This window comes from Ruegeria sp. HKCCD6604 (assembly GCF_013110635.1).
Classification (GTDB): Bacteria; Pseudomonadota; Alphaproteobacteria; order Rhodobacterales; family Rhodobacteraceae; genus Ruegeria.
In genome coordinates, this window is the sequence record NZ_WVQW01000018.1 from 1 (window position 1) to 23,951 (window position 23,951).

At 57.2% G+C, this 23,951-nt stretch carries 20 protein-coding genes and 1 pseudogene; 8 read left to right on the forward strand and 13 right to left on the reverse strand.

Annotated elements, in window-relative coordinates:
- Positions 1-11 precede the first annotated feature (11 nt).
- From GS614_RS21490 to GS614_RS21510, 5 genes are all read right to left on the reverse strand, one after another.
- On the reverse strand, positions 12-1,664 hold the full coding sequence (locus GS614_RS21490) for a recombinase family protein (protein WP_171330331.1): 1,653 nt from the start codon (positions 1,662-1,664) through the stop codon (positions 12-14).
- Positions 1,661-2,704: a tyrosine-type recombinase/integrase gene (locus GS614_RS21495; RefSeq protein WP_171232747.1), complete on the reverse strand. Its 1,044-nt coding sequence runs from the start codon at positions 2,702-2,704 to the stop codon at positions 1,661-1,663. Before GS614_RS21495 ends, GS614_RS21490 begins: the two co-directional genes overlap by 4 nt.
- Positions 2,704-4,401 carry a site-specific integrase gene (locus GS614_RS21500; RefSeq protein ID WP_171232746.1) on the reverse strand — a complete coding sequence of 566 codons (1,698 nt, stop codon included), beginning with the start codon at positions 4,399-4,401 and terminating at the stop codon, positions 2,704-2,706. The genes GS614_RS21495 and GS614_RS21500 overlap by 1 nt, the downstream gene beginning before the upstream one ends.
- A gap of 166 nt (positions 4,402-4,567) precedes the next feature.
- Positions 4,568-4,774, reverse strand: coding sequence for a helix-turn-helix domain-containing protein (locus tag GS614_RS21505; RefSeq protein ID WP_170619977.1), 207 nt, complete (start codon positions 4,772-4,774; stop codon positions 4,568-4,570).
- A gap of 180 nt (positions 4,775-4,954) precedes the next feature.
- Positions 4,955-5,788, reverse strand: coding sequence for a hypothetical protein (locus GS614_RS21510; RefSeq protein ID WP_171232745.1), 834 nt, complete (start codon positions 5,786-5,788; stop codon positions 4,955-4,957).
- A 1,227-nt stretch (positions 5,789-7,015) separates the two neighbouring features.
- Here GS614_RS21510 and GS614_RS21515 point away from each other — a divergent pair.
- The 5 genes from GS614_RS21515 (at position 7,016) to GS614_RS21535 (ending at position 10,612) form a co-directional block, all read left to right on the forward strand.
- Complete coding sequence (locus tag GS614_RS21515; RefSeq protein ID WP_171329886.1) at positions 7,016-7,462, forward strand: N-acetyltransferase; 447 nt, start codon at positions 7,016-7,018, stop codon at positions 7,460-7,462.
- A 321-nt stretch (positions 7,463-7,783) separates the two neighbouring features.
- Positions 7,784-8,551, forward strand: coding sequence for a 7-alpha-hydroxysteroid dehydrogenase (gene hdhA / locus GS614_RS21520; protein ID WP_170437657.1), 768 nt, complete (start codon positions 7,784-7,786; stop codon positions 8,549-8,551).
- A gap of 30 nt (positions 8,552-8,581) precedes the next feature.
- On the forward strand, positions 8,582-9,376 hold the full coding sequence (locus GS614_RS21525; RefSeq protein WP_170437659.1) for an SDR family oxidoreductase: 795 nt from the start codon (positions 8,582-8,584) through the stop codon (positions 9,374-9,376).
- Entirely contained in the window at positions 9,333-10,097 is a 765-nt protein-coding gene (locus tag GS614_RS21530) for a hypothetical protein (protein WP_216601245.1), read from the forward strand. Before GS614_RS21525 ends, GS614_RS21530 begins: the two co-directional genes overlap by 44 nt.
- 44 nt (positions 10,098-10,141) lie before the next feature.
- Complete coding sequence (locus GS614_RS21535) at positions 10,142-10,612, forward strand: hypothetical protein (RefSeq protein WP_216600299.1); 471 nt, start codon at positions 10,142-10,144, stop codon at positions 10,610-10,612.
- A gap of 543 nt (positions 10,613-11,155) precedes the next feature.
- Here the strand turns inward: GS614_RS21535 and urtE are convergent.
- The 7 genes from urtE to GS614_RS21570 all read right to left on the reverse strand — a co-directional run bounded on the left by urtE (position 11,156) and on the right by GS614_RS21570 (position 18,658).
- Positions 11,156-11,863, reverse strand: coding sequence for an urea ABC transporter ATP-binding subunit UrtE (gene urtE, locus GS614_RS21540; RefSeq protein WP_171116863.1), 708 nt, complete (start codon positions 11,861-11,863; stop codon positions 11,156-11,158).
- Positions 11,853-12,593, reverse strand: coding sequence for an urea ABC transporter ATP-binding protein UrtD (gene urtD, locus GS614_RS21545; protein WP_171116861.1), 741 nt, complete (start codon positions 12,591-12,593; stop codon positions 11,853-11,855). The genes urtE and urtD overlap by 11 nt, the downstream gene beginning before the upstream one ends.
- Positions 12,590-13,843: an urea ABC transporter permease subunit UrtC gene (gene urtC, locus GS614_RS21550; protein WP_171172764.1), complete on the reverse strand. Its 1,254-nt coding sequence runs from the start codon at positions 13,841-13,843 to the stop codon at positions 12,590-12,592. Before urtC ends, urtD begins: the two co-directional genes overlap by 4 nt.
- Before the next feature lie 10 nt (positions 13,844-13,853).
- Complete coding sequence (gene urtB / locus GS614_RS21555) at positions 13,854-15,809, reverse strand: urea ABC transporter permease subunit UrtB (RefSeq protein WP_171329814.1); 1,956 nt, start codon at positions 15,807-15,809, stop codon at positions 13,854-13,856.
- Between the two features lie 67 nt (positions 15,810-15,876).
- Complete coding sequence (gene urtA / locus GS614_RS21560; RefSeq protein ID WP_171116857.1) at positions 15,877-17,151, reverse strand: urea ABC transporter substrate-binding protein; 1,275 nt, start codon at positions 17,149-17,151, stop codon at positions 15,877-15,879.
- Positions 17,152-17,437: 286 nt separating this feature from the next.
- On the reverse strand, positions 17,438-17,824 hold the full coding sequence (locus GS614_RS21565) for a hypothetical protein (protein WP_171116855.1): 387 nt from the start codon (positions 17,822-17,824) through the stop codon (positions 17,438-17,440).
- 627 nt (positions 17,825-18,451) lie between these two features.
- Complete coding sequence (locus GS614_RS21570; RefSeq protein WP_171727292.1) at positions 18,452-18,658, reverse strand: hypothetical protein; 207 nt, start codon at positions 18,656-18,658, stop codon at positions 18,452-18,454.
- 200 nt (positions 18,659-18,858) lie between these two features.
- On the opposite strand from GS614_RS21570, the gene GS614_RS21575 reads away from it, so the two are divergent.
- Together GS614_RS21575 and GS614_RS21580 are read left to right on the forward strand one after the other, a co-directional pair.
- The gene (locus tag GS614_RS21575; RefSeq protein ID WP_171120873.1) at positions 18,859-19,473 is read left to right on the forward strand and encodes a DUF928 domain-containing protein; all 615 of its coding nucleotides are present in this window, start codon (positions 18,859-18,861) and stop codon (positions 19,471-19,473) included.
- Positions 19,474-19,505: 32 nt separating this feature from the next.
- Positions 19,506-21,377, forward strand: coding sequence for a CHASE2 domain-containing protein (locus tag GS614_RS21580; protein WP_171120875.1), 1,872 nt, complete (start codon positions 19,506-19,508; stop codon positions 21,375-21,377).
- A 2-nt stretch (positions 21,378-21,379) separates the two neighbouring features.
- Here GS614_RS21580 and GS614_RS21585 read toward each other — a convergent pair whose 3' ends face one another.
- Positions 21,380-23,029: a caspase family protein gene (locus tag GS614_RS21585; protein WP_253284322.1), complete on the reverse strand. Its 1,650-nt coding sequence runs from the start codon at positions 23,027-23,029 to the stop codon at positions 21,380-21,382.
- A 689-nt stretch (positions 23,030-23,718) separates the two neighbouring features.
- Between GS614_RS21585 and GS614_RS22315 the strand changes: the two are divergent.
- A pseudogene (locus GS614_RS22315) lies at positions 23,719-23,951 on the forward strand (hypothetical protein); the annotation flags it as partial.

Here is a 23,951-nt window from a genome sequence, read left to right on the forward strand (position 1 = left end):
GCTCGTCAGGCTCATAACCTGAAGGTCGCAGGTTCAAATCCTGCTCCCGCAACCACCTTGGTCGAACAAAGTGCCGAACAAGCCGCCTTAGGGCGGCTTTGTTCATTTTGGGCCAACCCAATCATTGCTGCCAGGGCGCCCTCCAGTTCGATCTGAACGCCCTCGTTGGGGTGCTCGACCGTGACACGTTCGATAAGGCCCCGGATGATCTCCAAGGCCCCGGTGCGGATCGACGGATCCGATAGAGCCTGCGCCAGATCTGCGACTTTGGAGCGATAGAGTTGGGACAGATTCGGCTGCAGTCGCACCGATGAGGGCTTAGGTTCGAAGAGCTTTGCGTCAAGCTCGGCTATCTGCGCTTCGAGTTCTTCGAGCCGCGTTTGAAGCCCGGGGGTGCGAATGCCCTCAGCGATTGCGTCATAAAACCCATTCAGTTTGCGTGCAGCTTTGTCCCGTTCGGATTGTAGACGGGTCCGGGCTGCCTCCTCTGTACCAGCTTCTGCGTTGGCGGCTTCGTTGAAGGATTTGATAAAAGCGGCCACTGCGTCGGGCTGCATCAGACGCTGACGAAGTAAATCCAGAACGGCGTCTTCCAGGACATTGCGGCGAATGGATTGCCTGTGCGTGCAGGTGCCGAGTTTGCGGGCGGCTGAACAGGCGAGGTAATCGCGCCCGACAGTGGCGAGTGGCCCACCGCAGTTGCTGCAGAATACTAGACCTGTCAGAAGGTGCTTTTTGCGACGCTTCTCCCAAAACTTGGTTTGCTTGATGGCTTTGACGCGGGGATCAGCCTCGATCTCGCCTTGCCGCTGCTTGACCGCCTCCCAAAGTTCATCCCCGACGATCCGCAGCTCAGGGACCTCCGCGATGATCCATTTGGACGGATCGTTGAGACGGGAAACACGTCTGCCGGTCTCCGGGTCCTTGATGTAGCGCAGCCGGTTCCAAACAAGGCGGCCGATGTAGAGCTCATTGTTGAGAAGGCCCGTCCCACGCACTCGGTGCCCCCGGATGGCGGTGTCACGCCATAACTTGCCACGGGGACCGGGAATACCTTCGGCGTTCAGGCGGCGCGCAATGGCTTTCGGGGAGTGCCCTTCGGTGAAGTCATGTAACACCCGCCGGACGATCTCAGCTTCTGCTGCGTTGATCACTCGTTCTCCCGTAACGGGTTGGCCGTCCGGCCCGAGACGCCGGACGACGTCATAGCCGTAGCTGTTGCCGCCACCGGAGCGTCCAAGCTCGACACGCCCGCGCAAACCACGCCGGGTTTTGTCGGCCAAGTCTTTGAGGAACAGTTGGTTCATGGTGCCTTTGAGACCTACGTGCAATTCGCTGATCTCGCCCTCAGCCAGCGTCACGATGCAAACCCCTGCAAAGTTCAGCCGTTTGAAGATCGCAGCGATGTCTGCCTGGTCCCGGCTCAACCGATCCAGCGCCTCTGCCAAGATCAGATCAACCCGTCCTTCCTGGGTTGCATTGAAGAGCGCTTGTAGCCCGGGACGCAACATGGACGCACCAGAGACCGCCCGATCCGAATAGGCGTCGACAACAGTCCAGCCTTCCCGCTCTGCACGTTCCCGGCACAAACGCATCTGGTCATCGATAGATGCGTCTCTCTGCATCTGGCTGGAGAAGCGGGCATAGATTGCAACTCGGGTCATCGTCTGGTCTTTCTCTTTAAGTCGATCAAAGCCGCGTAGTCGCGGCCCGCTTCAATGGTTTGGGCGTGGATGTAGTGGCGCTCAGCCGTTCCGAAGCTCGCATGAGCCAATATTGGTCGGATCAGCTTCGCGTGTTCCGGAGAGGAGCGCGCCAATGTCGTTGCGGCGGCATCCCGGAAGAAATGCGGTGGAATGCGGCGACCCGTCAGCTTCAGGGTCTGCTCCGCGATCCGGGGGCTCAGCGCATCTTGCTTTAATGGTGCGCCTGTCCTGCCGACCCACAAGACATCGTGTTGTTGTTGGCCACGCTCCATTAAAAAGGGACGGGCTTCATTGACATAACGACGCAAGAGCGGCTCAACGCTCTGGGGAACATCAGCCTCCCATGGCTGCCCTGATTTGGTCAGATCCCCTGGGAGCGCGACGGTCATGGTGTTTGTTGTTACATGCAAGGATATGCCTATCCGAAGGCCCGCAAAGGCGCGTCGCCGCATCGGCATCAAAGCCATCATGGCTATCATGCTGCCATCCCGCAGGCATATCATACGGCGCAGCGGTGTTGGCTCCGCTTCTGCATGACCCGTCGCTAGAGACATTCCCGCCTTGAATAGAACCTCGCTGGACAACACACGCCCAAGTTTGCGATCCCGATCACCCCGTCCTGCGGTGCGCTTCAATCCCGCTTTCAATCTCCGCTGAGCGGACCAGTCCTGTGTCTGGTCAGCCGCGGAGAGGATACGCAACACACCGTCAATGAACATAAACCGGGTCATCGGCCGGGTGTGTGAGAGGTCCCTAAGCCAAGCGGAAAGGCGCGGCAGAGTCGCGCGTCGAGCCGGAGGCAGTGTGATCGCCTTCGCATTGCTGTTAATCAGCCATTGCAGCCATCGGGCATAGCGCAGTTCTAACGTCTTCAACGAGGTCGCACGCAGGTGTGAGAGCGCGCCGCAATCGTCGAGTGGGCCACCTTCTATCTGAAGGTTGAGCCACATCTCCCGGTCTTGCACGGGCCAAGCAGACAGAGGCAGAACAAGGCTCATCAGCGACGCCCTTTCTTAGCTTCTATCAGGTCAGCAAAGGCGCGTGTTGCCGAACGTGCCTCAAGACCGGAATACATGTTGATCGTGTGGCTGACCTCCGAATGTCCGAGCAACCGGCGCGCGACCTCATAGCCGCCGGGATTGGCGTCGAGCCAGTTCATCACCGCAAAATGCCGAAACAGGTGGGCATTCATCTCCAACCCCGTTTCCTTCCGGATCCGTTTGGAGACGCGCGCAGACAGAACGCCAGGATCAACCGAATGCTGACCATCCCTCCGGGGAAACAGCCAAGGCGTTCCCGCGGGGCAGAGTTCCGGACAGCGAGATTTGAGATGCACGTCGATCATGCGCAATACATCACGCGGGATCTCGAACTCGACAGGTCGCTCATTTTTGGTCTCGCCGTCTTCCAGAACCAGGTAGGCTCGGCCATCACCAGGACGGTGCAGGTGGCGTTCCAGGTGGATGCCAGCCAGGTTCTTCACGCGAACCGGGCAGACCAGCAAGATGGCGATGGCGAGTGCATCTTCGCGCGCCAGAGCCCAGCCATACGGTTTGGATGTGCCGCGTGGTCGCGTGAAAATCCGTTCAGGCAGGAGCAGCAGGCGCTGTTGATGCCGATCCTCTTGCAACACCCGCAGCCGGCTTCGGTTCTTTTGGGTCATGCCATTCTGAGGTTTGACCGCCAGGCGCGCGGCAAGCCCGGTCAGTGCATCGCGAGCGTCATCGGGTGCATTAAGTATCCGGGCCAGGTTGCGGAGCAGCGCGGCGATCTCACTGATCATCTTTGTGGTCTGGTTGTTGGTGCGCGATAACATCTGGCGCAAACCCTGTTCAGCCATCACCGGATTGATCAGGACGTCCAATCCGCCAATCTCCGCGATCGGGATACCAGAGTGAACGAGTTCGGAGGCAAATCGAACCAACTGTCTTTGGTATTGGGACAGGGTCGCGGGTCGGAGTACCCTGTTCTGACCGTCATCTGCCAGCGGGTCCGGAGTTGCAAGACGGTGCATCAATTTTGCAAGCTCGCTTTGGAACGGCGTAGGAAATGCTGTCACGGGAAAGGTGATGACCTTCTGGCGCGTTTCCAGAGGCAGGATGGCCTTGGGCCATTCAGAAATACGTCGGACCGCCAGGTTCCAGCCGTTGACCGCAGCCCGATACGCGACATCCGGTAATTTGCTGATCTCGTTATGCGCAAGGGCTTCTCGATAGGCCGCGGCATGCTCTTTGCGCACAGTGGCGGGTTTGACGCCTTGCCGGTTCAGAAAATGCACGAAGCGGCAGAGTGCGGGTTGCAATGTCTTGTCGCCGGACGCCAATACATTCGCCCAGAGCGCTTGCCAATCGGGAGACAGATCATCGATCCGGTTGAAGCGCCGTTCCACCAGCCCGAAATGCGCGAGGGCGGCACGCGCATCACTCACCGCGTTTTGCCAACTCTTCGGTGTAAGACCGAGTGCTGCCGGTGTGACTTTGGACAGACGGGGCTGCAACCAGCGACTGTCGCAGGGCACATCCTCTGGCGGCAGCCCAAGGGCTTTGGCCACGCGGCGTAGACCGGAGATCATGTCGCGGCGGCGTCCGTCCGACAGAGAGCTATCGGAGCGCAGTTGGTCGATGAGCTCGGCGAACATCGGTGTGTCGGCTTTGACGAAGGCCAATCTCAATGGAACGGGGCTCTGGCTAGTCATCGGGTTTACGTTCCTTTGGACATGTCGGGTCTCGGGCGGACGGGTGTGGACAGGAGGTCCGATTCGGGAAAAGCGTAGCACAGAAAGTTCGCAACTTACGGGCAATCCCTCTTCCCGAAGATGCCATAACCTATTGACATTAATGTACATTAATGGTCTCGATTACCTACCAGCACTGTGCCTGCCTGTAGGCGGCATGAGCTGCCGGATCAATGCGGATGAGGCGTCCGCCAGGGCCCACCCGAATAACCTCAAGCAGGCCAGCCGCAATCGCACGGCGCACCGTCTTCTCGGAGCAATTGTCCAGTTCAGCGACGTCCTTCACCGTCAGCAGCTTGCGGGGTCGGTTCTTCTTGGCATTGATCTGTGGCATCCTGATGCGCCTCCTTTTGGTCAGAGGCGTCCCGGCCCAGTTCCTGTACTACCTGGGCAGCCAGCAATCGGACCAACTGGTCAATCGCTGTCTCAACCTGCTTGTGCGCGTGGTCGTCAGAAGGGGATATGGCAGGAACGCGTGTCATGCCATGACCATGACAACGCGGGCTTGCTCATTCTAAGTGTATTGATTGCCCAATTCCGGCGGCGCCCAACGCTCTTGCTCTTCGCGCTCAAGCTTGTCGCGAAAACCGTCAATGTCCACGCGGATCGTCTCACCGCTCAGGATTTGCCCCGGCTCGGTGATCATCTTCACGACAGCCTGGATAAAGTTGACGAGCGGACCTTGCCGTTGTCCTCCGGGGCGACCGTCTGAGTATGTCGTATAGGTTAGGGGGCGACCGGCATCCTTCCAGATGTAACAGCAGCTCTCGACAATGTACTGACGGCGTTTGTCGCGCGAGAACCGCTTGTCCCGGGGCGACATCTCTGCAATCGCACCAGGTGTCCCATGGATGCGTCGAATGTCATTGATGACATCCTGAGTAAGTGCCGTTGCGGTCTCGAGCTTGTCGAGCACTTGGGGAAGAAGGTCTGCGTCTTCTGGCGTCGAAGCGAAATAAGTCGAAAGCGAGCCCAATGCGTTCCGGAGCTCTTGGGGACCAATGGAACTCTGTTTGGCTTTCCGCAAAAGTTGCTTGAGGTACTTTTGACCTCGTTCAATCGCTTGCGAGCGTCGGACCTCAGTCAGGTTGATTGCGATGTCGTCGTCGTTATTGAGGCAGTTCCCAAGAAGCACAGAGAGTTCGCGTACGAGCTTAAATGGCAGGTCAAACCGTTCGGCCAAGCTCTCGATCATGTCATCAGAGAGAGCACCGCGTTCGCCATAACTGCCGAGCTTCCATGACATCGAGCATTTGATCCCATCCATGTGCGGGTAGACCGAATAGTCACCTTCATCATCTTCAACGTCGCCTTGATCGTTCAGGCCAGCGTCCAAGTCAGCGCTCATCTTATTCTCCGCTTTGTACACTCTGCATTCGAGCCACACGTCCAAAAGCCAATGTGCATCACAGCAACTCTGCTTGCCGAAAAATCGGGCTGGATGACACAAGGCGATCCATTCAAACGTTGCACACAAACAAAAGAACAGGAAAAGAACAATTTGGTACCAGGTTCTGACTTGAAGCGCTGACCCAAAACCCCCGCGCTTTTGATAGGCTACAGCGCTTCGAGACAGCTGCGGCTTTTTAAGTTGGCGGACGAGCGAAACACAAGGAACAAAAAAACAGATCAATACACTTAGTCAGCAAGAACGAAAAATCGGACGTTCCGGGCCGGGACGGGTCTCCTCGTCTCCGTTGCGCCCGGTTTATGCTTGCTGCTTTCCCTCGCAAACGATAAAAAAAGCGGTGACCACGGTACGTTCACGACCGGCCTCCAATAGTGAACTATGGTTCGGGGACTACCCCATCCCGCACCGACGCGGCTCCTTCTGGCCCGGTGCAGAAACGCGACTACGGAACCCACCGGCCGACGGGCGTCTTTAGACACTCGTCGGACCGGGGACCGCCGAGACCGTGCGCGGTCAAAGCGGGGCAGGTGAGAAGCCTGCGGGGAAGCGGCTGGCCTCCGACAAAAGGCATCGCGCGGATACGAACCTGAAAGCGAAGGGCCTTCTCCCGCAAGACCGGGGGGAAGGAGCGGGGGCCGGATATTGCCTGGCAAAATGTCGGAATAAGTCCGATAAAATAAGACAGAAGCACAAGAGTCGCTCACGTCCTATCCAACAAATAGTCCAACACCGTCAGCAAAGTGCTGATGCAACTTGCGTTCCTACTGAATGATTGAGTGTCGTTTTTTTCAACCGATCGGCGTCGAGGCAAGTGGCTCAGAACTCACGGGAGTGGATCGGTCGTCCGCCAAGCCTGCTTTCTCCGCCGTTGGTCGAATGCTAGGTTTAGTAGAAAGACCAATAACGGTGGTTTTGGCCGCCAGCTACTTGGCAACAACAAAACCCTTGAAAAGTTGTGAAGTTCGTTTGGCCACAGAGCCGCCGTCCGCTGCTAGAGCAGCACTAGGCCTCAGCAATGACGACAATGCACAGGAAGCGGACTTTAGACAAAATACGCGATGATATGGAACCCTGGACAGCGGCTATGCGGGACAAAGCAGACCTTGCCGAAACCGGTTTTGCCCAAGATTGCTGGTTTCATGACCACGCAGACAGGAGCTTTCAATGACCAACTCAGAGACGTTGATGGAACCAACTTCAGCGCATGCCGACGTGTCAAAGGAAATAGAAGAAAACCTGCTTGCCTCGCTCGCAGTGTTGAATACCCAATCAAGGAATTCCACCATCGTACTCTCGAAAAGAGACTCTGCTGGAAGTCTTCTGGCAGGAGTCTCAGGTTCAACGTCTTACGGATGGTTTTTGGTTAAACTTCTGTGGGTTCACGGGGATCTAAGAGGAACTGGTGTCGGCAAGACGCTGATGCTTGAAGCAGAGCAACGTGCCAGGATTCTGGGGTGCCATGGCGCTTGGTTAGATACGTCAAACCGAGAGGCACGAGAGTTCTATCTCCGCCTTGGATATTCGGACTTCGGAGTACTTAGCAATGCACCGGGGAGTGAACCCGTAGGGCATCGTCGCTGGTTCATGAAAAAGAGTCTGTTGGCGGATTAGATTGTTCTGTCCCGGATTACTTTGGGCTCAAACCGGTCATCTGACGGTTTTGGTTGGTCCATACAGCTCTAATGACGGCAAAGCGGACGAAGCGGCCAATCGTATTGGATGCGGTAAAGAACCCTAAGCAGACCTTGACGTTGCGTTGTCGATGTTGAGGTCCAGCCGGCTGCTGGGGGCGCCATTGCATCGCACATCTTCGCAATTCGACACGCCCAATCTATGCTGTTCTAACACTTGCCAAAAAATAGTGCCCAGCACTGATCTGGAGCCAACTCGCCTGCGTAGTACCTAGAGATTGAAGCGATGCAGGAGCTTCTAATGTTCGAAGCAGATAAGTTCCGGCTGGACGGCCAAGTGGCCCTTGTGACCGGTGCCGGCGCGGGAATTGGCCGGGGCGTGGCCCGACTATTTGCCGGGGCTGGGGCCTCGGTGGTGGTGAGCGACCTGAAGGCGGAGACCGCGCAGGCGGTGGCCGACGAGATCACGAACGCGGGCGGCAAGGCCGTTGCACTGGCCTGCAACGTGACGGTCGAAGATGATCTGAAAGCGTCGGTGGACTTGGCCGTATCGGAGTTCGGCGGATTATCGATCCTTGTCAATAATGCGGGCGGGGGCGGGCCAAAGCCGTTTGACATGCCGATGGACGATTTCCGCTGGGCCTATGAATTGAACGTCTTCTCGCTGTTTCGCCTCACTCAACTGGCGGCGCCTCACATGGAAGCGGCAGGCGGCGGCGCGGTTCTAAACATATCTTCCATGGCGGGCGAGAACAAAAATCAGCGCATGGCATCTTACGGGTCATCCAAGGCTGCTGTGAATCACCTGACACGCAATGTCGCCTTCGACCTAGGTGCGATGGGTGTGCGGGTGAACGCCATTGCGCCAGGCGCCATCAAGACCGACGCGCTGGCATCGGTGCTGAACGACGACATCGAAAAGGCAATGCTGAAGCACACGCCGCTCGGACGGCTGGGCGAGCCAGACGACATTGCCTATGCCGCGCTGTTCCTCTGCGCGCCAGCGTCCGCGTGGATAAGCGGTCAGGTGCTCACTGTGTCCGGCGGCGGTGTGCAGGAACTCGATTGATATCCCAATACTTCAGACAGGAACAAACTGATGAGCTTTGACGCTTTTGCAGAATTTCGCATGGACGGTCACAACGTTCTGATCACCGGCGGCGCACAGAATATCGGCGCGGGAATTGCCAAGACGCTCTCGGGGGCGGGAGCAAAGGTGATGATTGCCGACCTGAACAGTGACATGGCTGCCGAAACCGCTGCCGCGATCGCCCGGGAAACCGGAAATGACTGTCGTGGCATGGCCTGCGACGTGACCGATCTGGATCAGATCAATGCGGTTGTATCCGCGACTGCCGACGCGTTTGGTGGCATCTCGACCTTGGTGAACAATGTCGGTTGGGGCGGTCGCCAGCCGGACCCTTCGGCAATTCCTGAAGAGGAGTTCATCAATTCTTACAAACTCAACACAATCAGTGCCTACCGTATGAGCATGGCCTGCTTGCCGTATCTGGAGAAGGCGGAGAACGGCTCGATCACCAACTCGGGCTCGTTTTCATCAGCCGTTCCGGCTTACGACATCCTGCCCTATGGCACGGCGAAGGCAGCCCTGAACCAGATGATGGTGTCGCTGGCTCACATGCTGAACAAACGGGTGCGGGTAAACTCCATCCTGATCGGAACGGTCATGACCGCCGGTTACGGCGACGCGGGCATTTCGCCCGAGATGCAGGAAAAACTCGCCCATCCCGACAATCTGACCGGGCGGCCCGGCCGCCCCGAAGATATCGCCAACGCGATGCTGTACCTGTGCTCGCCGGCAGCCGGTTGGGTCAGCGGCCAGACCATCAATGTTCATGGCGGCGGTGGCGTCGTGCGCTTGTTCGGAAGCTGAGGATCGGGCCGTGAAGCTACCCTTCTTGCGCGCCGTGCGCGCGTCAGCAATAGCGACATCGCTTGTGCTAGCTTCCTCCTGGGTTTCGGCGCAGGAGGCGGCACAGCTGGACACAGGCGCCCCTGTAACCAACGATCAGATTTTCATGATGATGTTCGCGGACCAAGGCCGTTTGGTCGGGTTTCAGAGCATGATAGTGGCTATCCAACTGGAAACGCTTAAGGCGCAGGTGGACCGGGATGCAGCCATCTTGGCCCGAAATCTGGAACTGTTTGACCGCAGCGCCATTTCCGAGCTTGAGTTGGAGATTTCGCATCTTAAGGATGCTTGGAATCGGCTGCAGATGGTCGTGGCCGAGAAGAACCTGACCACGGTAGCGGCGCAGGTGGCGGCGTTGCAGTTGATTGGGGACCATTTCGCGGGCAAGTCGGTGCCGCTCGACGACCTCTATGCCGCCTATCTCAAAGGCTGGAACGCAGGCTGTGACAAGGGACCGGCAGAGGTGCGCGCGAACGAGGCCTGGATGGCGTATGCGGAAAAGGCGCTAATGCGGGCGCGCGAATTAAACAGCCGCGGAAACCTGTCTGATGCCACAGTGCTCCAGCGCGAGGCTGACCTGCGCATTGCCCGTTCCAACTATGAAAACCGGGCCAGCCGCCTCGATCGCTGTCGCGAGATATTTTTCCCAAGCATTGAAGAGGTTGCGCGGCAGGGCCAGTGAGTCTGCCGGGTTTCGAACCTGCACAAACAAAGGAGCGGTGCAAGATGACCATGTCCAGCGAGATGCCGATGACGTCGGATCAAATTATGCGCGGGGCACTCCTGTCCGGGGTGATCAATGCGATAATCAACGGCTTTATTCAGTACTTTTTGCTGCGTGGGACGGCACCAATTCCACTCACGCTGGATTCGATCAGTGGCGGCAGTCATTCGGTTCTGGGCGGCGCGGTGTTGCTGGCAGTATCGATGGCGATGATCCTGACGGCCGTCACTCATTTCACGGTGAAAGGACCGAAGAAGCCATTTGTCCCGACCACCCTGAAGCTGGTGATAAAACATGGGCTTGTAACTTTCGGCACTGTGGTCGCAGTCGCAGTTTTGTGGCAATGGGTCTTCGGGACAGTGGAGGTCGGGCTGGCGTTTGCCGTGATCCTGCTAGGGTTTATCGCGGGTGTGGTCGCAGCGTCTGTGAACTACCTGACGATTGCCGAGATCACGGACAGCGGCTGTTCATGACGTAGTTTTCTAGAGCCCTTGCGGATGGACTGTAGTGCAAGTCGGGTGCCTTGCCGATTGTTCAAATCACGTACTTGACGGAGTTTTCAGGTAGTACCGAGAGCACGTTCAAGACGTGGTTTGGTATCAGCATCTAGCCGTCGCAGCGAAGGTCCGGTTTTCGCCCATCGCTCCAAATGATGCGGCATCAACCAAAGTCGAGCATGGGCTCGCAACCGACATTCGGTCATTTCACTCAGACTATTGACGGACACGTAGGGGTCAAGGTCGGCAAAGTGTTGTAAGCAGCCTTGTGCACTCGCAGCTACCGGATCACTCGGCTATATCCGCTCAGGGCTCATATGACTTGTTCATGCTCACCGCAGAGAAAGTTGGCAGCGAGCCCCAAATGCCCCTGATCCACGAACATCGGAAAACAAAAAACTGCAAGTAATCGGCATTCTATGCAGCTAAGTGAGCTACGAGACGGTATGAGCATAAGTCCGAATTGTTAAATCCGGTGCGTCGGGCATGGCAGAGCAGAAGTGAACCACTACAATGCCGTTAAACAGATACTGCGGACCTTAGTTGTTCTTTGCCAATTTGGCATTTGGAGCCGCGTAGAAGAGGGGTGCCTCGCTCGAGAACCAAGAATTCATCGCCTAACGAATAAGCAAACTCAAAGAACTGCTCGACCAAGATTATGGCCATTTCACCCTGATCACGCAGCAGACGAATGACTTCGCCAATCTGCTTGATGATGTTGGGTTGAATGCCCTCGGTCGGCTCGTCCAACAGCAAGAGTTTTGGCTTTGTGATCAACGCACGTGCAATGGCAAGTTGCTGCTGTTGACCACCAGACAGGTCGCCTCCGCGCCGCGACAGGAACTCTTTGAGGATCGGGAAAAGGTCAAAGATATAGTCGGGGATGGTGTGATCGCTGCGGGGCAGGCAGGCAAAGCCGGTTTCGAGGTTTTCGCGCACCGTCAAAAACGGGAAAATCTCGCGCCCTTGCGGAACGTAAGCCACGCCTTTTCTGGCCAGCTCGAAGGATGTGGTGTTGCCGATCTCTTCGCCGGTTAGCACATAGTCGCCACCGCTGCGGGGATGCGTGCCGGATATCGCTTTCAAAAGGCTTGTTTTTCCGACGCCGTTTGTACCCATCACGCAGGTCACCTGACCCTGACGCGCGGTGATGTCGACGCCGTTCAAGATCTGGCTGCCGCCATAGTGCAGAGTCAAATCAGAGATGTTCAGAAGGTCAGCGGCCAAGATAAACCTCGATTACTTTCTCGTTCCGGGTGACATGGTCCAACGATCCTTCGGCCAGGACCGAACCCTCGTGCAGCACGGTGACTTTGCAGTTCAGGCGACGGACAAACTCCAAATCGTGTTCGACAACAACGACGGCCCGGGTTTTGGCCGCTTCGACAAGAATGTCGGTCGTATGCTTGCGCTCTGCCGGGGTCATCCCGGCCGCAGGCTCATCGACCAGCAGCAATTGTGGGTCCTGAGCCAGCAGCATCCCGATCTCGAGCCATTGCTTTTGCCCGTGGCTAAGTTCACCCGCCTTGCGGCCCAAGGCGCTCTGCAGTCCGATTTCCTCGGCCAGCGTTGCGACTTTCTCATGATCTTCCTGACGCGCCCGGAACCGCAGCACAGCCAACGGCCCGCGTTTGTTTTTCAGGGCAAGCATCAGGTTTTCGCGGATGCTTTGGTCTTCGAACACAGTTGGTCGCTGGAACTTTCTTCCCACTCCGGCCTGCGCGATCTGGCTTTCGCTCATCGACAGTAGTGAGACAGATTTCTCACCCCACAGAACATGACCATCTTCCGGCTTGGTCTTGCCCGTGATGATGTCCATGAACGTCGTCTTTCCCGCCCCGTTCGGGCCGATGACAGCGCGCATTTCGGCCGGACCGATTTGGAACGTCAGGTTGTTGATGGCCTTGAACCCGTCGAAGGATACGGAAACGCCAGAGACTTCGAGCAGCGTGCTCATTCATTCGCCTCCTTTTCGCGCAACGACCCAAGGTCTGGTCCCAGGTCGGCCCCATGTCGATCCGGTGCGCGGCGTTCTGTAAGCTTGTCGATCAGTCCCCCTATGCCGCGGGGCGCGAACAGCGTGACCGCAACAAACGAGAAACCAAGCAGGATGGTCCACCAATCGACCCATTGGATCGTATAGAACTCTAGCGAGATGTCGGGGGTTTGCCCGCCTGTAAACCATGTCGACAGCAACGAGACAAAGGCCGCACCGATCACCGCTCCGTACAGCCGTCCGCGTCCGCCGATTGCCACCCAAACGGCCAGGTAGATTGACGCGATGGGCGCAATTTCGGCCGGGTTAATGATGCCCGCTTGCGGATAGTACAAAGCGCCCGCGATACCGCAGATCACGGCGGTGAAGGTGAAGATGAAAAGCTTGTAGGCCTCGACTGAGTATCCAAGGAACCGAACGCGGCTTTCATCGTCTCGGATGGCGCGAATGACCGATCCGAATTTGCCGGACACCACCCATGCGCAGACAAGGTAGCCAAGGCCAAGCGCTAGGGCGGACGCCCAAAAGAACAGGATCGAAACCGTTGATTGCGGCACCGAGTCCAGACCCGGCAGGTTCTGCAGCCCCGACAAGCCGTTATTCCCGCGCAGCCCACTGTCGTTCTGGAACAGGTAAAGGGACAGCGCCAGCGTCATCGCCTGCGTCAGGATCGACAGGTAAACCCCGGTCACCCGACTGCGAAACGCCAACCACCCAAAAACAAGCGCCAGCAGACCGGGTACCAACACCACCGCAGCCAGTTGTAGCGGTAAGGAATGTGCAAAAGCCCAGATCGGGGGAAACTCGGACGCACCGACAACGCCGAAAATCTGAGCGGCAATGCCATCCGATATTTCCTGGACCGTCGGCGGCAATGCAGACGCCGCGAGGCTGTCGACCACGATAATCTCGGTCCGGGCGTACATCAGCCACATGCCGATGGCGTAGCCGCCAATGCCAAAAAATGCCATGTGCCCCAGCGACAGGATACCTGTGTATCCCCACACCAGATCCATCGCCAGTGCAGCAAGACACAGGCACAGCGTTTTGCCCAAAGTTTTGATAAAGCTGGTGGAAATCAGCCCGATGCCAAACCCTTCGCCCAAAACAGTAATGATAACCGTAAACAGGGACAGGATGATCAGAAAGATCGCGACAGAGGGATAGCGCAGCACCAGCGGCTTGCGTACAGGCTTGGCTGTAGAAGTCATGTCAACCATATCACGCTTCCGCCGCCCGACCTTTGAGCGCGATGATACCGCGCGGTCGGAATTGAATGAACAGGATGATGAAAAGGATCATGTACGTCTGCGCCGCCAGCGTATTGGACGGGTTGAGCCACTCGATCCCCTTTTGCAGCGTTCCGACCATCGTCGCACCCAGCAGCGTGCCCCAGATGTTGCCAACACCGCCAACGACAACTGTCATAAAGCTTTGCACAATGTAGTCAGAGCCCATCTCGGAAGTGACTTTGGCATAAAGCCCGATGGCCACGCCGGCGATGCCCGCGATGCCTGAGCCCAGGCCGAATGTCAGCATGTTGATCCGGTCCGGGTTAATACCCATGGAGGACGCCATGCGGGGGTTTTGAGTGACCGCTCTCACCTCAAGCCCCACCCGGGTTCGGTTCATGACGATAAGGAACAGGGCCAGAAACATCAACGCCAGAACGAAGATCGCGATGCGGATATAGCTGATCGAGACGATGTCGTTCAGCACCATCGACCCGTCCAACCATGCCGGAGCAGTCAGAGGACGCGCCTGCGTGCCAAAGATGTTCTTGGCCAGTTGCTGCAAGGCAATGGAAACGCCGAAGGTTGCCAGCAGCGTCTCTAGCGGCCGGTGATACAGCCACCGAATGACCAGCCGCTCCAGTAGAACACCGGCCCCGAAGGTCACCAGAAACGCGCAGGGAATGGCCACAAGGATCGAAAGCGTCAGGTCAGGAATGAACAACTGCACCACATAGCCGGTGTAGGCGCCCATCATGATGAACTCACCATGCGCCATATTGATCACGCCCATGACTCCGAAGGTGATCGCAAGACCGATCGCCGCAAGGAAATAGATCGAGGCCAAAGACAGCGCGTCCAGCACCAGATCCGCTGTCTGGTTCAAAGCAACTTGCGTTTCAATGTTGTCCAAAGCCGCCTGTGCAGCAAGAGCGATGGGCAAGGGGGCTGAGACGTAAACCTTGAAAAACTTATGTTTTTGAACAGCTTCGGCAATATCTTCCTGTGTCACCAGCGGGGTCGCAAGACCTTGCTGGGCCAACACCTGATACGCGGCCTCTCGGGCGACGTCCTCGTCAAGGCTCGCCACTTGTACACCCGCAACAGTATCGCCGTTTATGTTGGCGATCAGGGCTTGCTTTACCGCTGCTGCATCCACCGGCTCCGGGGCCAACCCGTTTGCGACAAGCAGGTCATAGGCCTGGTCCTGCGTCAGATCGTCCGATCCGACCTCAATGCCAACCGCACCGTCCGGGATTTCATCTGCGACCTTGATTTCGGATGAAACCAAAGGATTGAGCGTTGCCCTGACATCAACACCCAGATCGCCGGCAAAGCTGTCGATTGCAGCAAGCCTCGCGGCCTCATCCTCATCAAAGCGAATGGTGAGCAAGCGTTCCAACCGGTCTTTGCGCGCCTTGAGGTTGGCGTCTTGTTCAGCCTCGTTGGAACCCCGCAGGGCAGACAGGTGCGACGCTTCGGCGTCTCGCTCAATCGCTGTCAAAGCAGCGACGCGTGTCCTTGGATTGGGGTCGTTCAACTGAAACTGCACCAGAGCAGACGCGATCAACCCGCGAATGCCAGAATTGGGCTTGAGTTGTTTGTATTTCTTTTTCTCGACAACCCCGATCTCGGCCCCGTCAGATACATCGAAGACTTGCAACCCACCGTCAGCCTTTGAGGCAAAGACAAAAAGACCGGTTTCTTTGTTGAACCACATGTCCTTGGCCTGCCAACGCTCCAGAACGGTCTGCGCTTCCGGCAGCCCACTTTGCGCCAGCGCGTCGATCGCAGGGCCAATCGTCTTGCGAGAGGATTTCTGGATCACCTCCGCGTGAGACTGCAATATCTGCTGCACCGGGGCGTCTGCGGATTGCGCTTGCAAAAGGGTAGGGGCCACAAGGACCAGCAGGGCAAGCACTGCCCGCCTGAACGGAAGCGTCATTTAGGAAGACCTTTGTATTGAGCCTCGGGGCACAACTCGCGCGCCCCGAGGAATTCAGGTTAAGACCTTAGTAGTTGGACTTGATCTGTACGCAGCTCTCGGTTTCGGTGTTGTACATCCCGCAACCCAGCTCTTTCCAATCCGACACGAGAACAGCGGACTCAGGCAGATAGTCGGTCCAGGCGTCGCCCGGAACTTCTTCGGTCTGGCTGATGATGTCGAACTGACCGTCTTCCTGGATTTCACCGATCAGGACCGGCTTGGCCAGATGGTGGTTGGGCAGCATCACAGCGGTGCCGCCTGTCAGGTTCGGGAATTCCTGACCGTACATGGCGGTCCGAACGGCATCGACATCGGTGGTGTCGGCAGCCGTCGCCGCGTTCACCCACATGTTGAAGCCGATATAGTGGGCCTCCATCGGGTCATTGGTCACACGGTCCTCACCCATTCGGGCTTTCCAAGCTTCAACCCATGCTTCGTTCGCATCGCTTTCGGCCGACTGGAAATAGTTCCAGGCCGCCAGGTGACCGACGAGGTTGGTGGTATCCAGACCGGCCAACTCTTCCTCACCGACCGAGAATGCGACAACCGGAATGTCATCAGCCGAGATGCCCGCAGCAGCAAGTTCCTTGTAGAACCCGACGTTCGCGTCGCCATTGATTGTCGAAATCACGCCGACTTTCTTGCCATCCGCGCCAAGTGCAACCACGTCGGCCACGATCTTGGACCAGTCCGAATGACCGAACGGCGTGTAGTTGACGAAAATGTCCTCTTCCGCGATGCCCTTCTGCTTCAGGTAACTTTCAAGGATATTGTTCGTGGTCCGCGGATAGACGTAGTCGGTTCCCAGCAGCGCGAATTTCTCAACTTCCAGCTCATCCAGGAAGTAATCCGTGGCTGGGATCGCCTGCTGGTTCGGCGCAGCACCTGTGTAGAACACGTTTTTCGAGCTCTCTTCACCCTCATACTGAACCGGATAGAACAGCAGGCCGTTCAGTTCTTCGATCACCGGCAGGACGGATTTGCGGGAAACCGATGTCCAGTTGCCAAAGATCACGTCAACCTCGTGGACTGTGAGCAACTCACGCGCCTTTTCGGCAAACAGTGGCCAGTCCGAGGCCGGGTCTACAACGACGGCTTCAAGCTCACACCCCAGAAGACCACCCGCTTCGTTTTGCTGTTCGACTAGCATTTCCATCGTGTCTTTCAGCGTGGTTTCCGAAATGGCCATGGTACCGGACAACGAATGAAGGACGCCAACCTTGATCGGGCAATCAGCCAGTGCAGGCAATGAACTGGCCAACAGGACTGCGGCGGTTGTGGTGAGAATTTTGGTGTGCATCAGCATTTCCTTTTATGCGACGCGCAGCAGGGTTGTTCGGGGCGCCGAAACGTCCCATATACCCCCCACGCATAATTGCGGTGTGCGAGGGCGTCTTCAGGTTCCTAGGCCGGGCACCTTCGCACATGTTCCAAGCCGTCTTGCGGCACTCCATAGTGCTAGGACAGTTCTTTGCAGCTCTTAGAGTCTCATAGCCCGAGTTCTTGGATTGATTGAGGGTATTGCCCAATTTCGCGGCAATGCAGCACGTCGCGCTTAAAAATGCGGCGGCGCAGCGAAGCGGTCTTTAAGCGCCGCCCAAGATCAACAGATTGCATTGATCCAAGTACTGCTTGGCAGCTCGGCGCGCCGCACTTGCTTTCACTTCATCAGAAGTAAAGGTTGCGGTTTGCAGCAAACGTGCGTGGGCGTGTTTGGAATTCACCCTGTGGCCTAGGACAAATTCGGCATTATTTGCTGTCGTAGTCGCTTCCAGCAACGAGATAAACCTACCGCGCCGCAGTTCATAATCCTGAGCTTTTGGATCGTTCAAAAGCCACGCGTGTTCCATTTCAGCCGAGAAGCGACCTGCACAACCTGCAAAAGATTTTACGATCCCACTTTCTGCGTAGAGCAATCCAGAAGTCACCAGGATGCACACAATAGAAAGAAAGAATGTTCTCAAAATGCACATATTTTAATCATCGCCACAGTAATTGCGTCCGTCAAGGCAGCACTTTGAAATCAACTGTGTCCAGTTTACGGATTACTCTGAATAGAAAGCCCCAGCATTTTCAGGCTCAAATTTGATTAATCACACCGATTCCGCAATGTACGGCCAAGCTTGCACCAATCTTCTGGATAGGCCGAGCTAACACTTACTATCGGATTCAAATATCTAAAGCTTCGCACTAGTTGGAAGTTGCAATGTCTGATTTGAGTCCCAATTGAAACCCTCGATCCGCTGACCAAGACCGAAACTGATTCCGCCAACCAGTCGTTCACTCCGACCAAACTTGCTGCAATGTAGCTAAAACGGCTCAGTCCGCGAAGAAGCCATCAGACGCCGGGATGCGAATGTCTGGAATGCGACGTTTGAGACTTGTTGCACAAGCGAGACTCTGGGTGTTGACGAAAGTCCGGTAAGGGCTCAAAGGACCTGTTCTGTCTCACCGCAGAGAATGACTGCAGTGAGCCCAACCTGTGAATTGAGTTTTCTCGCTGCGCGTGCTCGCAACACAAATTTAAATGCGTCAGCAACAGCCTGATCGCGGTGATGTGGCGCGGAAAACGGCCATTCGAGCCGAGCGCAGCGAGATGTTTACAGGCAACGAGAAAGGCGCGGACAAAGCGCCATTTCGCTGTGGTCGCGCAGGTTAGGGACTTGCTGATAGGCGGAATTTCCTATCACAAGCGCAAAGCGTTCGGTTTTGGCTTCGGCAGCATGTGGCCCGACCACAACCAGAAAATCATCAAAAATACCGAACGCAGCGGCCCCATTTAATTGCCGATCCCATGAAACAGACACTCTCCGATGCTGGACAGTGTCACACCTTGCCACGAAACCCCGCAGCGACCGAGGGCAAGTTCAACACAGGTGAAATGGAACGGAAACTGGACTCACGCCCCTGTTCACGCCTAGGCTTGGTGTATTCGGTTTTCTTGATGATTGTTTTCTCGGGGCGTGCTGTGTCGTGGGCTTGGTTAGCAAAAACAGTTTTTATAAGCGTGTTGATCGTAGTGCCGCTACTTGGCGGCGCGGCTTGGGCAGCGGGTCAAGAGGACGGCGCTGACACCCCGCCCGAGATCGTATTCATCCCGCCAGAAATCGGTGTGCCCAAGGACAGGATGGGCGCGGGTACCCGCGATGTCTCGCTGAACACGGATTCTGGCTTGCTGCTGTTGCTGGTGCCCGAGGGCGGTGGATTGACGACCCTGGCCGCGCCGCCGCTGATCTGGCGGTTGACCCTTGGTCACAGAGGCTATGCGACCGTCCAACTCGCCCCCGTTGGCCAAGCTGCGCCTGAGCTGCGGATCGAGGGGCCATTCCCGCCGGGTGATTACGGACTGGACCTTGGCCGGTCGGGTTTCGAATTGGACACCAACCTGATTTACCTCTGGCAGGTCGCGTTGATCGATCCAAACAGCGGCAAGGCGGTCGCGCGGTCATCAGGATTGATTGAGCGTGTGCCGGATGCGCTGAAATCCGGAACGGCCGCAACCGCCGGGCTTTGGTTCGACGCGCTTGCCGAAGTTACCCAGATAGGGCTGAGCGGCCGGGCACAGGCCAAAAACCCGGCTGCTGTGGATCAATTGCTTACCTCGGCTGGCGTGGGTCAGTGATATCCAAGCCGCAAAGACACACATGGCAACGCATGTCGTCGCTGATGACGGTCTGGCAACGCTGGACCCTGGTCTGCGTCATCACCGTGATCGTAGGCCTGCCGCTGATCGCGCTTCGTCACAAGGGTGCGCTGGAACGGTTTGAACTGTTGCAATACGACTGGGCAACCTCGGCCTTAGCGCAGGCGGAACCGGTGGACGATGTCTATCTGGTGGCCATCACTGACACGGATCTGAGCGACTGGGGCTGGCCAGTGCCGGATCATCAACTGGCGCAGATTGTCGAAACGCTGCTGGACGCAGGTGCGACGGCGGTGGGCGTGGATATTTACCGTGACGTTGCCGCTGGGCAGGGACGGGACGCGCTTCTTGCGGTTCTGGCTGATCCCAGGGTCTTTGTTATCTCGAAACTGCCGGACGGCGCGTCTGCAGGTATTGCCGCGCCGCGGCGTGCGCATTCGGGGTTTGCCGACATTCCGATTGATCCTGATGGTGTCGCCCGCCGCGCATTATTGCTGGTCAACACGCTGGACGGGCTGGCGGTGTCGCTGCCGATGCGACTGGCCGCAGCGCATACAGGACAGCCTGCGTTGAAAAGCGATCCCAATGACCCGCGCGTTCTGATGTTTGGCGACACGGCAGCCAAACCCCTGAAGCCGGGCGCGAACCTGTTTCGCAATGTTGATACATCCGGCTATCAGATCACCATTGACTACAAAAACGCCCTACCAATCGCACATAGCATTCCGGCCGCCGAGGTTCTGGCCCAAACCGGCCTTGAACGGTTCGACGGCAAAGCCGCAATCATCGGCGTCACCAGCCATTCGGTAAAAGACTATTTCTCGACCCCGCTCAACCGTTCGACCGGGGCCGATTTCACCTTTGGGGCCGAAATCCACGCTGCCATCACCCAGCAGTTGATCAGCTATGCCGATCGTCAGGGCGTACCGCTGCGAGCGGTGAGTGGATGGATGTCTGCGGGGCTGATCCTTGCATCGGTCTTTCTGGGAGCCTCTATTGCGGTGTTTGTGCGTGCCACCGGAAACGCGGTGATGATGGCAATCGTGGGGAGTATTGCACTGATTGCCGGGCTGTCATTGTTTCAGCAGGCGTCGATCCTGATGCCCGTTGCGCCCTCGTTTCTGGGCTGGGCTAGCGGTTTTTTGTCTGGCTTCGGCATCATTTCGGGCGTGTCACGCAAGCAACGGCGCACCCTTGCACAGGTGTTTTCTTCGCATCTTTCAGAAGAGCTGTCGGTCGAGTTGTGGAAGCAGCGCCGCAGCCTGCTGTCGGGCGGCAAACCCGGTTCGCGCCAACTTTATGTCACGGCGCTGCTTGCGGATATCGAGGGCTCGACCCGCGCCGGAAAAGTGATGGAGGCCGATGCCTTCATGTTGTGGATCGCCCGCATTCTGGACCGGCTGGGCGAGATCGCTCGCGCCCATGGCGGGTTTGTCGAGAAATACACCGGCGACGGCATCCTTGTGGTGTTTGGCGCGCCCATTCCAAGCGAAACGGATGCGCAGCGTCAGTTGGATGCGCAATCCGCATTGCTTTGCGCCCGCGCCATGCGCTGCGCCATTGCCGCCTTGAATGACATGCAGAGGGACCAACCAGCATACAAGCTGCGCATTGCATTGAACAGCGGTGGTGCCATCGGCGGCACGTTGGGGGTCAGCGGGTCGATGCATTACAACGTCATCGGGGACACGATCAACGTCGCGGCGCGGTTGGAAAGCTGGATCAAGACCCTGCCGCCCGACCATGACGGGTGCCGCTCCATATGTATGACGCTGGAAACCGCGCGGTTGATAGACCCGGCGCGCGACTGGCCGGTCCTGCCGGGGCTATTGCACGACGATGGCACAACGGAAATCCCGGTGGTGAAAGCACCTGAGGTCTAGGCCTATTGCCGGGTCAAGACGACGTCGACATACCAGTTCTTGTCAAATCGCCCCTGATTGCTGCGTATGGGTGTGTTTGGGGCCAGGGTTGATGGCAGGTCCAATGTGATCGAAAAGGGCACTTCGTAGACCGAGTTAAACAGAAAATTGGTCCGCCCCGAGATTTTCAAGCGTCCTTTGTCCGACAGCGATGCCCGATACTGCTTGGACCTGCTGTCACCTCCTTTAGAGCGGTCGACAGCACCGACAAGCGTAAATCCGTCCTCGGTCTTGATGTAATTCAACCAAAGCACAGTATCGATTCTGGACCCGGCATCTGATCCCAACGGGTCGGGGCGTCTGCGAATATTGATGACGTATTCGCCATTGAACCCGTTTGCCGCAACGGCGGCGGGTTCTGGTTTGGACCCTGCCTGGCCACGGCTTGTCCAGTTGCCCGGTTCGGGTGCGATTCTGCTGAGAACAGCATAGCTTTCCGCGCTGAGATAACCGGTGGTGGCCACGCCGCCCTGACGTTGAAAACGGCGCAGCGCGGCGCGTGATCTGGGGCCGAAAATGCCATCCGCAGGCCCGGCAGAGAGCCCAAGCGCGTTCAGCCCTCGCTGCACCGCGCGAAAATCGTTGCGGTCAAGGTTCAATCCCGCCTCGGTCGCCGGGGTCGCGCCTTGCCGTGTTGTCGAGCTAGTTTCATGGGTGGCCCCGTGCGGGGTCGCTTTGGTGGTGCTTGGCGCGACAAGTGCGGCGGGGGTTCGGTTTGTTCTTTTGGCCGCCGCGACAACGCCCTGAGCGTATTCTCCGGCTTGCGTGCCGGGATAAAGCTGCGCAATCAGGGACAAGGCGTTCAGCTTGGTTGTCTCATCCGTCAAATTCAGCGCTTCGCGCAAAACCCGCTGCGCAGCGTTGTGTCGATCCAACGCAGGTGGCGCGGCGACTGTGGGCGAGGTTGGTGCGACCTCGGGCACGCTGACCGCTGCGGGCACAAGAAAGATGTCCCGCCCTGGCAATGAGCCATAGGTAAACGGTTCCTGATACCCGTCGGTCAGCGTAAACACTGTGTCGCGCACCTTTCGGAACATTTTTCCAAGTTCCAACCCCGGAACCTCGATATGTTCCAGCAGGGCTTCGGCATAGGGGCTGTTGCGGCCCCCTCCGTCCAACGCCAGCGTACCACCGCGCGCGGAATAGCCGACCAGCACACCGCCAGGGTCAATACTGCCCAGACCCTGACCGATGGAGCGCGTTGCAATTGTACGCTCCATATCCGACAGAAACGGGTTGTTCCGGCACGCATCCACCAGAACCAATTTCAAACCCGGCACCGAGGAAACGGCCTTCAGGACCGAATCCAGCCGGATCGCCTCGTATTCCACATCCCTGTCATTCCTAAGCTCGGCATTGGTGGGAATCAGGTAGTTGATATTGTCGATCTCGATCCCATGACCGGCGAAATAGACCAGCACTACATCGGCCCCCGCCGCCTTGTCGGAAAAATCCCGAAGGGCAAGCCGCATCTGGCGATAATCCAAATCGTACAGCGCGGTCACGTCGAAGTGGATGCGATCCAGCGCTGCGGCAATGTCCTGGGCGTCATTGGACGTGTTGGGAAGGTTCGAAACATAGTCATATCGCGCGTTTCCGATCACAAGCGCCATGCGTTTGGTGCCAGAGATATCAGCTAGCGCAACAACCGGTCCGCAAAGCAAAAGCAGGCCCAGAAAGAGTCTGAGCGGCGAAAACCCAGAGAAAGCAATACGCAGCAACATAGGCCCGAACACTAGCACAATTTGCCTCGTCGTGCGACTTTGGCGTGCGGCGTGGGCCATAAGTCAGGAATCTAGCGTCGGGCGTTTCTTCACTTGCGCTCTCACATCGAGTATCGGGGAATGCGTAACGACTCATCTGTTAATGGTGGCATGGTCAACCCGCACACCGCGATCGTCCATGGTCTTTTCTAAGTCACGACACGACACTGCGCTTCGCAGATAAAGTGCGTATGATGCAAAACCGATTCCTTGCGAAGGTGGCAGCTTTTCTATGTGATCATTGTAATATCTGTTCGCCAACTTGTTTACAGGAACGAACGTCAAGTTTCACTCCCCTGACAATCAGGATCCAGAGTTTGCACAACATTCGGTTGCCCCCTGCTCTGAAACCACTTCACCAGGTTTTTTCAACCCTGCTCAGCCCTTCAATCTAACTCGTAGGTCCTTCACATACTCGGCGGGGTCTTGTCAGAACTTTGCTTGAGCGGGGCAGGACGTTTGCGTAGCTTTTGCCCATCACCAGACCTGCCTGTTTCAAATACTTTAGAACCAGTCCCGAGATCATCCGCCTTGCAGTGATGCATTATGTTCGGTTCTCAATATCGGCTCGGAACGTGGAAATTCTGTTGCATGAGCGCGGCATTGATCCGCAAAGTTTAGGCGCATTAAATGGCCGGTTCGACGACTTGGGCTGCAACGCGGCAACAGTCCTACTGCGTACGCGAAGCGATGCTGCGTCAGCAACAGCAGGAACAGCAAAAGTCCGCTTCGTCCGCTCACCTACCATTTGCCGCCTGGTTCTGAACGTCCG